The organism is Streptomyces sp. TLI_105, from assembly GCF_900105415.1.
GTDB lineage: Bacteria > Actinomycetota > Actinomycetes > Streptomycetales > Streptomycetaceae > Streptomyces.
In genome coordinates, this window is the sequence record NZ_FNSM01000001.1 from 4,732,772 (window position 1) to 4,746,163 (window position 13,392).

The 13,392-nt window shown below is 72.9% G+C and carries 12 protein-coding genes and 1 pseudogene; 7 read left to right on the forward strand and 6 right to left on the reverse strand.

Annotated elements, in window-relative coordinates:
- Window positions 1-8 precede the first annotated feature (8 nt).
- Window positions 9-1,580, forward strand: coding sequence for an APC family permease (locus BLW86_RS21705; RefSeq protein ID WP_093875577.1), 1,572 nt, complete (start codon window positions 9-11; stop codon window positions 1,578-1,580).
- Between the two features lie 80 nt (window positions 1,581-1,660).
- Here the strand turns inward: BLW86_RS21705 and BLW86_RS21710 are convergent, their stop codons facing one another.
- Together BLW86_RS21710 and BLW86_RS21715 are read right to left on the reverse strand one after the other, a co-directional pair.
- The gene (locus BLW86_RS21710) at window positions 1,661-1,879 is read right to left on the reverse strand and encodes a hypothetical protein (protein ID WP_093875578.1); all 219 of its coding nucleotides are present in this window, start codon (window positions 1,877-1,879) and stop codon (window positions 1,661-1,663) included.
- Between the two features lie 113 nt (window positions 1,880-1,992).
- On the reverse strand, window positions 1,993-2,451 hold the full coding sequence (locus tag BLW86_RS21715; RefSeq protein WP_093875579.1) for a carboxymuconolactone decarboxylase family protein: 459 nt from the start codon (window positions 2,449-2,451) through the stop codon (window positions 1,993-1,995).
- A 23-nt stretch (window positions 2,452-2,474) separates the two neighbouring features.
- On the opposite strand from BLW86_RS21715, the gene BLW86_RS21720 reads away from it, so the two are divergent.
- The gene (locus tag BLW86_RS21720; RefSeq protein ID WP_093875580.1) at window positions 2,475-2,966 is read left to right on the forward strand and encodes a GNAT family N-acetyltransferase; all 492 of its coding nucleotides are present in this window, start codon (window positions 2,475-2,477) and stop codon (window positions 2,964-2,966) included.
- Here BLW86_RS21720 and BLW86_RS21725 read toward each other — a convergent pair.
- Window positions 2,932-3,399, reverse strand: a complete 468-nt coding sequence (locus BLW86_RS21725) for a carboxymuconolactone decarboxylase family protein (RefSeq protein ID WP_093875581.1) — start codon at window positions 3,397-3,399, stop codon at window positions 2,932-2,934. The genes BLW86_RS21720 and BLW86_RS21725 overlap by 35 nt on opposite strands.
- A 154-nt stretch (window positions 3,400-3,553) precedes the next feature.
- Window positions 3,554-4,294 (reverse strand): GNAT family N-acetyltransferase, encoded by a 741-nt coding sequence (locus BLW86_RS21730; RefSeq protein ID WP_093875582.1) that lies wholly within the window; start codon window positions 4,292-4,294, stop codon window positions 3,554-3,556.
- A 157-nt stretch (window positions 4,295-4,451) separates the two neighbouring features.
- Between BLW86_RS21730 and BLW86_RS21735 the strand changes: the two genes are divergently transcribed.
- The 4 genes from BLW86_RS21735 (at window position 4,452) to BLW86_RS21750 (ending at window position 10,371) form a co-directional block, all read left to right on the forward strand.
- Window positions 4,452-5,090: a hypothetical protein gene (locus BLW86_RS21735; protein ID WP_093875583.1), complete on the forward strand. Its 639-nt coding sequence runs from the start codon at window positions 4,452-4,454 to the stop codon at window positions 5,088-5,090.
- Between the two features lie 150 nt (window positions 5,091-5,240).
- Complete coding sequence (locus BLW86_RS21740; RefSeq protein WP_093875584.1) at window positions 5,241-6,071, forward strand: LLM class F420-dependent oxidoreductase; 831 nt, start codon at window positions 5,241-5,243, stop codon at window positions 6,069-6,071.
- 70 nt (window positions 6,072-6,141) lie between these two features.
- A complete protein-coding gene (locus tag BLW86_RS21745) occupies window positions 6,142-8,727 on the forward strand; it encodes a bifunctional FO biosynthesis protein CofGH (RefSeq protein WP_093875585.1) in 2,586 nt (861 codons plus the stop codon).
- A 522-nt stretch (window positions 8,728-9,249) separates the two neighbouring features.
- Window positions 9,250-10,371, forward strand: coding sequence for an ADP-ribosylglycohydrolase family protein (locus tag BLW86_RS21750; RefSeq protein WP_093875586.1), 1,122 nt, complete (start codon window positions 9,250-9,252; stop codon window positions 10,369-10,371).
- A gap of 67 nt (window positions 10,372-10,438) precedes the next feature.
- Here BLW86_RS21750 and BLW86_RS21755 read toward each other — a convergent pair whose 3' ends face one another.
- Window positions 10,439-11,356 (reverse strand): SGNH/GDSL hydrolase family protein, encoded by a 918-nt coding sequence (locus BLW86_RS21755; RefSeq protein WP_093875587.1) that lies wholly within the window; start codon window positions 11,354-11,356, stop codon window positions 10,439-10,441.
- Window positions 11,357-11,446: 90 nt separating this feature from the next.
- Here BLW86_RS21755 and BLW86_RS21760 point away from each other — a divergent pair.
- Window positions 11,447-11,869: pseudogene (locus tag BLW86_RS21760) on the forward strand (zinc ribbon domain-containing protein); the annotation flags it as partial.
- Here BLW86_RS21760 and BLW86_RS21765 read toward each other — a convergent pair.
- Window positions 11,854-13,392 carry a sodium:solute symporter family protein gene (locus BLW86_RS21765; RefSeq protein ID WP_093875588.1) on the reverse strand — a complete coding sequence of 513 codons (1,539 nt, stop codon included), beginning with the start codon at window positions 13,390-13,392 and terminating at the stop codon, window positions 11,854-11,856. The pseudogene BLW86_RS21760 and the gene BLW86_RS21765 sit on opposite strands and share 16 nt — an antisense overlap.

Below are 13,392 nucleotides of genomic sequence, written 5' to 3' on the forward strand. Positions count from 1 at the left end.
TCGAGTTCATGACTCAGGTGGACGTGCGGCCTCAGGCCGGAGACACGGCAGGGGGCGTCGACGCCCCGGGCGGCACCCCCGGCGTGCGCACCAAGGGCCTCGGCGGCAACTCCGTGGGCCTCCTCGGCAGTGCCGTCATCGGCATCTCGACCGTCGCCCCCGTCTACTGCCTGACCTCCACGCTCGGCTCCACCGCCGGCGAGGTCGGACTGCAGATGCCCGCCGTCTTCCTCGCGGGCTTCCTGCCGATGCTGCTCGTCGCGTTCGCGTACCGCGAGCTCAACAAGCGCATGCCGGACTGCGGCACCTCCTTCACCTGGACCGTGAAGGCCTTCGGCCCCAAGGTCGGCTGGATGTGCGGCTGGGGCCTGGTCATCGCGACGATCATCGTGCTGTCCAACCTGGCCGGCGTCGCGACCTCGTACTTCTGGCTGCTCGCCGGGGAGATCACCGGGAACCCCTCGATCGCCGCCCTGGACGACAACAAGGCCGTCCACATCCTCACCTGCCTCACCCTGATCGCCGCCGCGACCGCGATCAGCTACCGCGGCATGACCGCCACCAAGGGCGTGCAGTACACCCTCGTCGGCCTCCAGCTGGCCGTCCTCGCGGTCTTCGTGGTGATGGCCTTCCAGAAGGCCGGCTCGGTCGACTTCCCGACCGGCGCCTCCTTCTCCTGGTCCTGGCTGAACCCCTTCTCCGTCGGCTCCTTCGCGGCCTTCACCGCCGGCCTCTCGCTGTCGATCTTCATGTACTGGGGCTGGGACACCTGCCTCACGGCCAACGAGGAGACCACCGACAGCGACAGGACCCCGGGTCGCGCCGCGCTCATCTCGATGGTCGTCCTGGTCGGCTCCTACCTGGCCACCGGCGTCGCCGCCCAGATGGTCGTCGGCTCCGGGGAGAAGGGCCTCGGCCTCGCCAACCCGGAGACCTCCGACAACGTCTTCGCCGCCCTCGCGGGCCCCGTCATGGGCCCCGTCCTCGGCATCGCGCTCTTCGTCGCCGTCCTCGCCTCCGCCGCCGCGAGCCTGCAGACCACCTTCATCCCGGTCGCCCGCACGGTCCTCGCCATGTCCAGCTACGAGGCGCTGCCGCCGTCCTTCGCCCGGGTCCACCCCGTCTTCAAGGTGCCCGGCAAGGCCACGATCGTGGCCGGCGTCGCCACCGGCGTCTTCTACACGGTGATGACCCTGGTCAGCGAGAACGTCCTGGTCGACACCATCTACGCGCTCGGCCTGATGATCTGCTTCTACTACGCGCTGACGGCCTTCGCCTGCGTCTGGTTCTTCCGCAGGGAGCTCTTCGGCTCCGTCCGCGACCTCGCCTTCAAGGGCGTGATCCCGCTCCTCGGCGGCCTGATGCTCACCGCCGTCTTCGGCAAGACGCTCTACGACATGTGGGACCCGGCCTACGGCTCCGGCTCCGCGGTCCTCGGCGTCGGCTCGGTCTTCGTGATCGGCGTCGGTCTGCTGCTCCTCGGCGTGGTGATCATGCTGGTCATGCAGCGCAGGAGCCCCGCGTTCTTCCGCGGCGAGATCCTGACGAAGGAGACCCCGTCGCTGGTGGTCGCGGACTGACGCCCTCCCGAGGCGTCCCGGAAACGCGAAGGTGGCGGGCCCGTGGGGGGTCCCGCCACCTTCGTGGTTCTCCGTACCGGTCAGTGGTGCCCGGGCAGCAGGCGCTCCACCGCCGCGTTGGCGGGCGGCAGGTCGGGCGTGCCGGCCGGCTTGGCCTTGGGGGTCAGGACGCCGCTGAGCGGGACGACCGAGGGAAGGTTCAGGCCGCCGGTGTCGGCGGCAGCGGTCCCGGCGGCCGCGCCGGCGGCACCGGCGGCGGCGAAGACGGTCAGGGCGGCTGCGGTGAGGATCCTCTTCATGCCCGCTCCAACGCGGACGACGCGGATCCGGTTACGACCGGCCCGACGGGGGCGGGTCGGCCCCGGGGCGGATCCGGTCACGGTCGCCGGTCGCCGGTCCCCCGTTGCGGCGGCTACCAGGTCGCCCCGGCCGGCTGCCGGGTCGTCGCGTTGAGCCGGTTGAAGAGGTTGCTGACCCCGATCCACAGCACGATCTGCGCCAGCTGCTTCTCGTCGTAGTGCCGGGCCGCCTCGTCCCACACCGCGTCCGGCACGGCGTCCGGGCGGTCCGCGAGCCGGGTCGCGTGTTCGGCGAGGGCGAGCGCCGCCCGCTCCGCCTCCGTGAAGTACGGCGCCTCGCGCCAGGCCGCGACGGCGTGCAGCCGCTCGTCCGTCTCGCCCTCCTCCTGCGCCTTCAGGGCCCCGCCGACCACGCAGTACCCGCAGCCGTTGATCTGGCTCGTCCGGAGGTGGACCAGGTGCAGGGTGCTGCCGGGCACGTCGCCGCCCGAGGTGACGGCCTTGACGAGCCGGAGGACCGCCGGCATGGCCTCGGGCAGGACGGCGGCGGGGTTGGGCATGCGTGCGGACACGGAGCTCTCCTTAGGATGCGTACATGTATCGGGAAACGAACTGGGCCCTGCGCCCCGGCCGTGCCGAGGACGTCGAGCCGATGGCCGAGCTGCGGGCCGAGGTCATGCGCGAGGACCTGACGCGCCTCGGCCGTTACGACGAGCACCGGGTGCGCCAGCGGCTGCGGGACGGCTTCTCGGCCGCGCACACCTCGGTGATCGAACTGGACGGCGCCCTCGCCGGGTGCGTCACGGTGCGCCCGTACGAGAACGGCGAAGGGCTCTACCTGGAGCACTTCTACCTGGCCCCCGAGACCCGGGGCCGGGGCCTCGGGACGGCGGTGCTGCGCGGGCTGCTCGACCGGGCCGACGCGGCGGGCGTACCCGTCCGCCTCGTGGTCCTGCAGGGCAGCGCGGCCCGCCGTCTCTACGAGCGGGAGGGGTTCAGGCTCGAGTCCGAGGACCCGGTGGACGTGCTGATGGTGCGGGAGGCCCGGACCGTCACAGGCCCACGCCGGCCGGCTGCCGGACGGTGACGTTGAGCCGGTTGAACAGGTTGGTGACGGCGACCATCAGCACGATCGCGGCGAGCTGCTTCTCGTCGAAGTGGTCGGCGGCGGCGTCCCACACCTCGTCCGGCACCGCGTCCGAGGCGTCGGCGAGCCGGGTCGCGGCCTCTGCGAGGGCGAGGGCCGCACGCTCCTCGTCGGAGAAGTACGGCGCCTCGCGCCAGGCCGCGACCGCGAACAGCTTCTCGTCGCTGACGCCGTTCTTCCTGGCGCTCTTGGCGCCGTAGTCGACGCAGAAGCCGCAGTTGTTGATCTGGCTGGCCCGCAGGTGCACCAGCTCCAGGATCGACTCGTCGACCCCGCCCTGACGGGTGGCCTTGAGCAGGTTCTGGATCGCCGGACCGGCGTCGGCCAGGACGTAGGCGGGGTTGGTCATGCGGGCCTGGGGCGTGTGCGCCATGGTGACAGCTCCTCAGCAGCGTCGTGCGGTGTCGTTCGTGCGTCGCTTTCACTGCACTGACGGACCGCGCGCCGAGGATGTGACACGACCGGAGAACTTTTCCGGGATTCTTTTCCAGACCTCCGCGATCAGACTCCCGGATCAGGCCCCAGGATCAGGACTCCGCGATCAGGGCGGTCGCCACCGTGCGGAAGCCGAGCCGGCCGTAGAGCCGGGCCACGTCCGCATCCGAGGCCGTGAGGAACACCAGCTCCGTGCCGTGGGCGCGGGCGTCCGCGACGAGCGCGGCCGTGACCGCCAGCCCGAGGCCCCGGCGCCGCGCCGCCGGGACGGTGCCGACGCCGACGACCTCGGAGACGCCCCCGACGGGCTGGTGCTGGCCGGCCGCGAGGGCCCTCCCGGTGGCGTCCAGGGCCGCGGCGAGCCGGGTCAGGCCCGCCGCGAGGCGCTCCGCGACCTGGGCGGTGCTGCCGGGCTGCGGCTCCATCCCGAAGGCGGCGTACGGGGCGGCGACGGCGCTCTCCAGGGCGGAGTCGTCCACGCCCACCATCCGTACGGTGACGCCCTCGGGCTCCGGCACGGCGAGCGGCTCGCCCTCCAGGACCATCAGCGGGTGCTCGTGCACGGCGAGGCCGGTCGCCTCCACGGCGGCCCGCAGCCCCGGGGTCGTCTCCGCGACCCACTCGAAGGCCTCGGGCACCCCCAGCTCCCGCTGCCGGGCCCGCACCTTCTCCACGGCCTCCGGGGACACCTCGCCCTCGTGCCCGAGCGCCGGGCGGGCGTAGTAGGGCCAGCCCTGCCCCTCCCGTACGAAGAGGGTCAGCGGCCCGAAGTCCTCGGTGCGGGCGGCGGGGCGGGGGACGGCGTCGTAGTACGTCTCGATTCGGTTCAGCACCCGGTCACGGTAGGGGGCGGGGCGGGAAGCCGCAGGCGGTTTTCGAACGGGCCGGAGGGAACCGGCGAGGGCATGGAGGGAACCGGCCGGGTCACGGAGGGAACCGGCGAGGTCATGAACCCGTCACACAGCGCGACCACGAAAAACAGGGGGACCCATGAGCCGCACGAGAACCACCTGCCCGGGCTGTGACCGCGACGACCGGGTGCAGGCCGTGCCCGCCGTGTACCTCGCGGGCCGGGACGCCGTCACCAGCCGGGAACGGAACCGCGACGGCGACATGCGGACCGTGACCCGGGCGGTGACCACCGGGCTCTCCGACGCGCTCGCGCCGGTGCCCGCGCCGCCGTCGAACGCGATCGGCGGCGTCGGCCTCGCCGCCGGGTTCGTGGGCGTCGCCTCGCTCATGGGCTGGATGTTCGTCGAGGGCGCCCTGGAGGGCGGCTCCGATCCCATGCCGGACTTCGCGTTCGCGCCGCCGGCCTCTCCCGGCCCGGACCTGGGGTTCCTGAGCTGGGTCGCGGCCCTCGCCCTCGGCGTCGCCTTCCTCGCTCTCGTCGAGCTGTGGCGGCGCAGGGCCGCCTTCGCGAGTCTGACGCGCGGACGTCACCGCGCCGAGGAACTCTGGTCGCACGGCTGGTACTGCCACCGCTGCGGCACGGTCCACTTCGAGGACGCGCCCGGCGAGGACCGCGCCCCGCTCACGCTCCAGCGCTTCCGCGAGAGGGTCTGGGAGCACGGAGGGTACGGGCACCTGGCGGCGCGGCAGCGGGCGATGGACCCGGCCCGCTCCTGACGGCCGGTGCCTCGTCCGTGAGCCGGGCCGTCGTATGCCGGCCGGTTCGTCGTATGCCAGCGGGTGCGTCGTACGCCGGCCGGTGCGTCGTACGCCGGCCGGTGCGTCGTACGCCTCGGAAAACCGCGCCCCACCCCCTACCGTGCCGCTATGCGGATCTCGACCACGATCTTCCTGACCGACGAGACCATCGGCCCCGTGCGGCTCGCGCGCGAGCTGGAGCAGCGCGGCTTCGCGGGGCTCTACCTCCCCGAGCACACCCACATCCCCGTCTCCCGCGAGACGCCCTACCCGGCGGGCGGGGAGCTGCCCCGGGAGTACGCCCGGACGCTCGACCCGCTCGTGGCCCTGGGACAGGCCGCGGCCGTCACCGAACGCCTCGGCCTCGGCACCGGCATCACCCTGATCACCCAGCACGACCCGATCGTGCTCGCCAAGCAGATCGCCACCCTCGACCACCTCTCCGGGGGCCGGTTCACCCTGGGCGTCGGCTTCGGCTGGAACAGGGAGGAGGCCGCCGACCACGGCGTCGACTGGTCCACCCGCCGCGAGCTCGGCCGCGACCGGCTGGACCTGATGCGGGCCCTGTGGGCGCCCGAACCGACGGCGTACGCGGGGGAGTCCGGCGACTCCGTACGCGCCTCGGAGGCCTGGCCCAAGCCGGCCGGCGGCGCCCCGCGCGTCCTCCTGGGCGGCGCGGCGGGCCCGAAGCTCTTCGCGCAGATCGCCGCGCAGGCCGACGGCTGGATGCCGATCGGCGGCCGGGGCCTGACGGAGTCCCTCCCCGTCCTCCGCGAGGCCTGGGAGAAGGCCGGCCGTGACCCGGAGACCCTCCGGCTCGTCCCGTACGCGGTCCTCCCGAGCCCCGGCAAGCTCGCCCACTACGAGGAACTGGGCTGCGACGAGGTCGTCCTCCAACTCCCGCCGGGCGACGAGTCGGAGGTCCTGACCGTCCTGGACGGGTACGCGCGGTACCTCTGAGGAGCGACCGGGTTCGGGTTCCTGCGGGGACCCGAACCGCTGCGCCGGGGAGCGCTCGTATGCTCGGTTCATGACGGATCACCAGGCAGGACGACCCACCGAGAACGCCATGCGCCGTGCCCTCAAGCGGGCCAGGGACGGGGTCGCGCTCGATGTCGCCGAGGCCGCCGTGCTGCTGCGGGCACGGGGGGAGGACCTGGCGGACCTGGTGGCGTCCGCGGGGCGCGTGCGGGACGCCGGCCTGGAGGCGGCCGGGCGGCCGGGGGTCGTCACGTACTCGAAGAGCGTGTTCATACCGCTCACCCGGCTCTGCCGGGACAAGTGCCACTACTGCACGTTCGTCACCGTCCCCGGCAAGCTGCGCCGGGACGGGCACGGGATGTTCATGTCGCCGGACGAGGTCCTCGACATCGCCCGCCGCGGCGCCGAGGCGGGCTGCAAGGAAGCCCTGATCACCCTCGGCGACAAGCCAGAGGACCGCTGGCCCGAGGCCCGTGAGTGGCTCGACGCCCACGGGTACGACGACACCATCGCGTACGTACGGGCCATGGCGATCCGCATCCTGGAGGAGACGGGGCTGCTGCCCCACCTCAACCCCGGCGTCCTGTCCTGGACCGACTTCCAGCGCCTCAAGCCCGTCGCGCCCTCCATGGGCATGATGCTGGAGACGACCGCGACCCGCCTCTGGTCCGAGCCCGGCGGCCCCCACTACGGCTCCCCCGACAAGGAACCCGCCGTGCGCCTGCGGGTGCTGGAGGACGCCGGACGTTCCTCCGTCCCCTTCACCTCGGGGCTGCTGCTCGGCATCGGGGAGACCCTGGAGGAGCGGGCCGAGTCCCTCTTCGCGCTGCGCCGCGTCGCGCGCGCGTACCACTCGATCCAGGAGCTGATCATCCAGAACTTCCGCGCCAAGCCGGACACGGCGATGCGCGGGATGCCGGACGCCGAGCTCGACGACCTCGTCGCCACCGTCGCCGTCGCCCGGCTCATCATGGGACCCTCCGCCTGCCTCCAGGCCCCGCCGAACCTCGTCGACTCCGAGTACGAGCGGCTGATCGCCGCCGGCATCGACGACTGGGGCGGCGTCTCCCCGCTCACCATCGACCACGTCAACCCCGAGCGCCCCTGGCCGCGGATCGAGGAGCTCGCCGCCCGCTCCGCCGCAGCCGGCTTCGAGCTGCGCGAACGGCTCTGCGTCTATCCCGAGTTCGTCACCCGGGGCGAACCCTGGCTCGACCCCCGGCTCCTCCCGCACGTCCGCGCCCTCGCCGATCCCGAGACCGGTCTCGCGAACCCCGACGCGCCCGTGCGCGGCCTGCCCTGGCAGGAGCCCGACGAGGCCTTCACCGCCACCGGCCGCACGGACCTGCACACCACCATCGACACCGAGGGCCGCACGTCCGACCGGCGCGAGGACTTCGACGACGTGTACGGCGACTGGGACGCGCTCCGCGAGGCCGCCGCCCCCGGCATGCTCCCCGAGCGCGTCGACGCCGACGTCCGCGAGGCGCTCTCCGTCGCCGCCGGCGACCCGACGAGGCTCACCGACGCCCAGGCGCTCGCCCTGCTGCACGCGGACGGCCCCGCGCTCGACGCCCTCACGCGGATCGCGGACGACGTCCGCAGGTCCGTGATCGGCGACGAGGTCACGTACATCGTCACCCGCAACATCAACTTCACCAACGTCTGCTACACCGGCTGCCGTTTCTGCGCCTTCGCCCAGCGGCGCACCGACGCCGACGCGTACACGCTCTCCCTCGACCAGGTCGCGGACCGCGCCCAGCAGGCCTGGGACGTCGGCGCCGTCGAGGTCTGCATGCAGGGCGGCATCCACCCCGACCTGCCCGGCACGGCCTACTTCGACATCGCGCGCGCGGTGAAGGAACGGGTGCCCGGGATGCACGTGCACGCCTTCTCGCCGATGGAGGTCGTCAACGGCGCGTCTCGCACGGGCCTGTCGATACGGGAGTGGCTGACGGCGGCGAAGGAGGCCGGCCTCGACTCGATCCCCGGCACCGCCGCCGAGATCCTCGACGACGAGGTCCGCTGGGTGCTGACGAAGGGCAAGCTGCCGACGGCGACGTGGACCGAGGTGATCAAAACGGCCCACGAGCTGGGCATCCGCTCCTCCTCCACGATGATGTACGGGCACGTGGACCAGCCCCGGCACTGGCTCGGCCACTTCCGCACGCTCTCCCGCATCCAGCAGGAGACCGGCGGCTTCACCGAGTTCGTGACCCTCCCCTTCATCCACACCAACGCACCCGTCTACCTCGCGGGCATCGCCCGCCCCGGCCCGACCGCCCGCGACAACCGCGCGGTGACGGCCATGGCCCGTCTGCTGCTGCACCCCTGGATCCCCAACATCCAGACCAGCTGGGTGAAGCTGGGCACGGAGGGCGCGGCGGAGATGCTCCGCTCGGGAGCCAACGACCTCGGCGGGACGCTGATGGAGGAGACCATCTCCCGGATGGCGGGCTCCGGTTACGGCTCGTACCGCTCGATCCGCGACCTGGAGGCGATCGCGGAGGCGGCGGGGCGACCGTCCCGCCCACGGACGACGCTGTACGGCGAGGTCCCGGAGGAACGGCAGCGCACGGCTCGCGCCTCGGACGGCCACCTCCCGGAACTCCTTCCGGTCCTGCCCCAGGAGTAACCCGCCCCCTGCCCGTGCGGGCTGCGCCCCCCGGTGCGGGCTGCGCCCGCCGGGCAGGCGCCCCCGCCCGTGTGGGCCGATGCCCCCGCCCCCCCCCGCCCTGTGGGCGCGCGCCCGCCGAGGCGGTGCCCCCCCCGCCCGTGTGGGCAATCGTCCCGCAGGGCGGGACGGGTGGGCACACGGGACGGCGCCCTTCAGCGGCGCCTCCGCGTTCCGCGCCTTGACCCGCACCCCGTGTGCGGCGCACCTAGGGGTGCGGGTTCGGGCTCGGGAGCCTCTGGCGCCGGCAAGGGCGCCGTTCCGTTGTGCCCACCCGTTCCGCCCCGGCGGAACGCATGCCCACAACGGGGGCGGGCGGGGCACCGCCCCGGCGGGCGCGCCCTCAACGGGGCGCGAGGGGTGGGCGCAACGCGGTCAAACGTGGCCTGAAGGGCGTCCGATCACATAACGTTCCGCACCCCGAACGCGCATACCCGGTCGATTACAGTGCTGCGCAGACCGCCGACGGGGGGAGGGCACGTCGTGGCCACGACAGCCGCAGCCGTGTGGGGCCGCGCCGAGCAGCAGGACTTCCGGGCCCGCGTACGGGGCTGTCTGCTCGGTGGAGCCCTCGGCGACGCCCTGGGCGCGGCCGCCGACGGCCACACGCTCGCGGAGCTGCGCGAGGCCCATGGACCTGACGGACTCACGGACCCGGTCCCCGCCTTCGGCCGCCGCGGCGCCGTCACCGCCGCGACCCAGATGGCGCTGTTCACCGTGGACGGCCTCATCAGGGCCCAGGTCCGCCGGGACACGGGCGCCTGGCATCCGCCCACCGACGTGCACCGGGCCCATCTGCGCTGGGCGGCCACCCAGCGCGACTGGGGCCCGGACGAGCGCCGCAAGGACAACGGCTGGCTGGCCCGCGAGGAGTGGCTCTACGCCCGCCGCAATCCGTCCCGCGCCTGCCTCATCGGCCTCGGCGACGACGTCCTCGGCACCCTCGACAGGCCGAAGAACCCGGACGCGCGGGACTCCGGGGCCCTGCCCCGCTCCGCCCCCTTCGGGCTGCTCGTCGGCTGGGAGCCGCAGCTCGTCTGCCAGCTGGCGGTGGAGTGCGCGGCGCAGACGCACGGCGCCCCGGAGGCGGGTCTCGCGGCGGGCGCCTTCGCGGTCACCGTCCACGGTCTCGCGCGCGGCGGCTCGGTGGAGGCGGCGGTGGCCCGCGCCCTGGAGCAGCTCGCGGTGCGCCCCGGTCACGAGCCGGTGACCGAGGCGCTGGGCCGGGCCCTCGGAGCCGTACGGGAGGGGGCGCCGGACGCGGACCGGGTGACGGCTCTGGGGGCCGGTGAGGACCGGGCCGGGGGGCAGCTGGCGGCGGCGGTCTACTGCGCGCTGGTCGGCGAGGACGTACGGCACGGGCTGCGGCTCGCGGTGAACCACGACGGGCCCTCGTCGGTGACGGGCGCGCTCACGGGCGCGCTGCTCGGTGCCCTGCACGGCGAGACGGCCCTCCCGCCGGCCTGGCTGGCCGAACTGGAGGGCCGTGCGACGGTCCTGGAGCTCGCGGACGACTTCGCGATGGAGATGACCCAGGGCGCCGCCCTGCACAGCGCGACGGAGTCCTCCCCGGGCTGGCTGGCCCGCTACCCGAGGGGTGACTAGGGCCTGCCCGGCGGATCGTGCGGCTCGGGCGGTGGAGACGTGGAGTCCGGGTCGGCGCTCGTGGCACTCACAGGGCGACGCCCATGAGGTGCCGGTGAAGCATGGCGTGCCCCTCGGGCGTGGGGTGCAGACCGTCGGCGAGGAGGTCGGGGCGGTCACGCAGCGGTTCCCACAGGTCGAGGTGATCGATGCGATGTGAGGTGCACCAGGAACGCAGGTTCTCGCGGAGGGTCGAGGCGCGTTCACGGGTGAAGGACAGACCGTCATAGTCGGGGGCACGGTCCTCGTCGAGCCAGGTGGGTCCGACGACCACCAGCCGCGCGCCGTGGGTCAGGGCCGTCGCCGCCAGCGCGTCGAGACTCTCTTCCAGGCGGGCCGGGCCCTTGCCGACCACGGCCACGTCGTTGATGCCTGCCGCGACCACGAGGGTGTCGGGGCGGCGGGCCGGCAGCAGGGCAGGGGTCTGCTCGGCGACCTCGGCGAGGGTGGAGCCGGGAACGGCGAGGTTGAAGACACGGTGGTCGGTCTCGTCGAGAGCGATGTGGCCGGCGGCCAGGCGGGCCGCCCAGCCGCCCTGCGGATCGCAGCGGCCGTACGCGATGCTGTCGCCGACGATCACGATGCGAGATGCGGAGCGCAGCGGCCGCGCGTCGAGGTAGGCCCATGCGCTCGCGCCCGAAGAGAGTCGTGCTCGGCGGCGGACGTAGTCGTCGACCTCGTAGTCGTCGGCGGCGGCCAGGTCGGCGTCCGTGAGGTGCAGTATGGCGCCCTGGACCTCGGCGCCGATCCGGCGTTCCAGCGTGAGGTGGACGTCGAGACCGCTGGTGGCGATCACCTCGGGGTCGGTGATCCGGAGGGGCCGCGTCGTGTGCCCCGCAAGCGCGGCCGGCGTCTGCGGGACGGCCTGTCCGAAGAGGGTTTCCTGGACGCGTTCGTCCAGGAGAGTTCCAAAGGAGAACAGGGCATGGGGGCGGGGCTCGTTCACGGAAATGCGGTCTTTCTGTGATGAAGCGCGCGTGAGGGCGCCCTCGATTGTGGAATTGTTGAACGATCTTACGGTCCATCCTGCGCATCAGCGGTGAAGGGGCTCGCCCGGACGCGTCTGGCCGAGTCCGTCCACGACGCGGGCTGGGCCGCGTTCGTCGCGATGTTGGAGTACAAGGCCGCCCTGTACGGTCGCACCTTCATCAGGATCGACCGGTTCGAGCCCACCAGCCGGGGGCGCTGCGTGTGCGGGACCAAGGACGGCCCCAAGCCGCTGCACGTCCGCGTGTGGGAGTGCCCGGGCTGCGGGGCGGTCCTGGATCGGGGCGTCAACGCGGCGGTCAACGTCGCCAGGGCCGTCGGACCGGCGGTGACGGCCTGTGGAGCGCAGGCAAGACCCGGACCCCAGGTCCCGGCACAGCGCGAAGAAGCAGGAACCCACCGAGACGGCCGACCGGCCGTGGCAGGAATCCCCCACACCAGGTGGGGGAGTGGAAGTCAACCCAGGGGCTGATCGGTCCGCGCGCCGCCCTGTGCGGGGACGGCCGCGACACCGTCCCCGTCCGACCCGATCCGGTCGAGGAGCGCGTCCCGCTCCGGGGTGTCCTCCGGCTTCACGTACCCGATGAGGACGTAGAGGACGAGCGAGGTCGCGAGCGGCGAGACGATCTGGATCTGGAGCTCGACGCCGTCGAGGCCGTAGTTGGTGAGCCAGAAGACGAACAGTCCGGCCGCCCAGGAGGCGAGCGCGGCCGTGGGGCCCGACTTCCGGAAGGGGCGCAGCAGGCCGAGCATGAAGGGGATCGCGATCGGTCCCATGAGTCCGGCGACCCACTTGATGACGACGGTGATGATGTCCTTGAAGGCGGGGGAGTTGACCTGGGTGGCGACGGCCATCGACAGGCCGAGGAAGGCGATCGTCGACCAGCGCGCGGCGAGCAGCCCGGCCCGCTGGGTCCAGCTCCGCGCGGCCTTGCTGAGGACGGGGGCGATGTCCCGGGTGAAGACGGCCGCGATGGCGTTGGCGTCGGAGGAGCACATGGCCATGGTGTGCGAGAAGAAGCCGACGACGACGAGCCCGAGGAGGCCGTGCGGCAGCAGCTGTTCGGTCATGAGGGCGTACGCGTCGGAGCCGTCGGGCTTCTTCGGGTGGACGAGCAGCGGCGCGCACCACATGGGGAAGAAGAGGACGAGCGGCCAGACGAACCAGAGGACGGCGGAGAGGCGGCCGGAGCGGGTGGCTTCGCGGGCGGACGGGGTGGCCATGTAGCGCTGGGCCTGGTTCCACATGCCGCCGCTGTACTCGAAGGTCTTGATGAAGAGGTACGCGAGGAGGAACGTCAGCGTGTACGGGCCGGCCGTGGGCGCGGTGTGGCCCTGGAGCTCGGGCCGGTCCCACACGGTCCACAGGGCGCTGAAGCCGCCGAGCTTGCCGAGGACCGCGACGAGCATCGCGACGCCGGCGAGGAGCTGGATGACGAACTGGCCGAGTTCGGTGAGGGCGTCGGCCCAGAGGCCGCCGACGGTGCAGTAGACGCCGGTGACGACGCCGGTGATGAGGATGCCCTGGTTGAGGGAGATCCCGGTGAAGACGGAGAGCAGGGTCGCGATGGCGGCCCACTTGGCACCGACGTCGACGATCTTCAGGAGGACGCCGGACCAGGCGAGGGCCTGCTGGGTGGGGAGGTTGTAGCGGTCCTTGAGGTATTCGAGCGGGGAGGCGACGCGGAGGCGGGAGCGGAGCCGGTTGAGGCGGGGCGCGAAGAGGTGGGCGCCGATGGCGATGCCGATGGCGATGGGGAAGGACCAGGTGACGTAGGAGGTGACGCCGTAGGTGTAGGCGATGCCCGCGTATCCGGTGAACATCACGGCGCTGTAGCCCGACATGTGGTGGGAGATGCCGGAGAGCCACCAGGGCATCCGGCCGCCGGCGGTGAAGAAGTCGGAGACGGTGTCCACGCGCTTGTGGGACCAGACGCCGATCGCGACCATGACGCCGAAGTAGCCGATGAGCACGGCCCAGTCGAGACTGTTCAT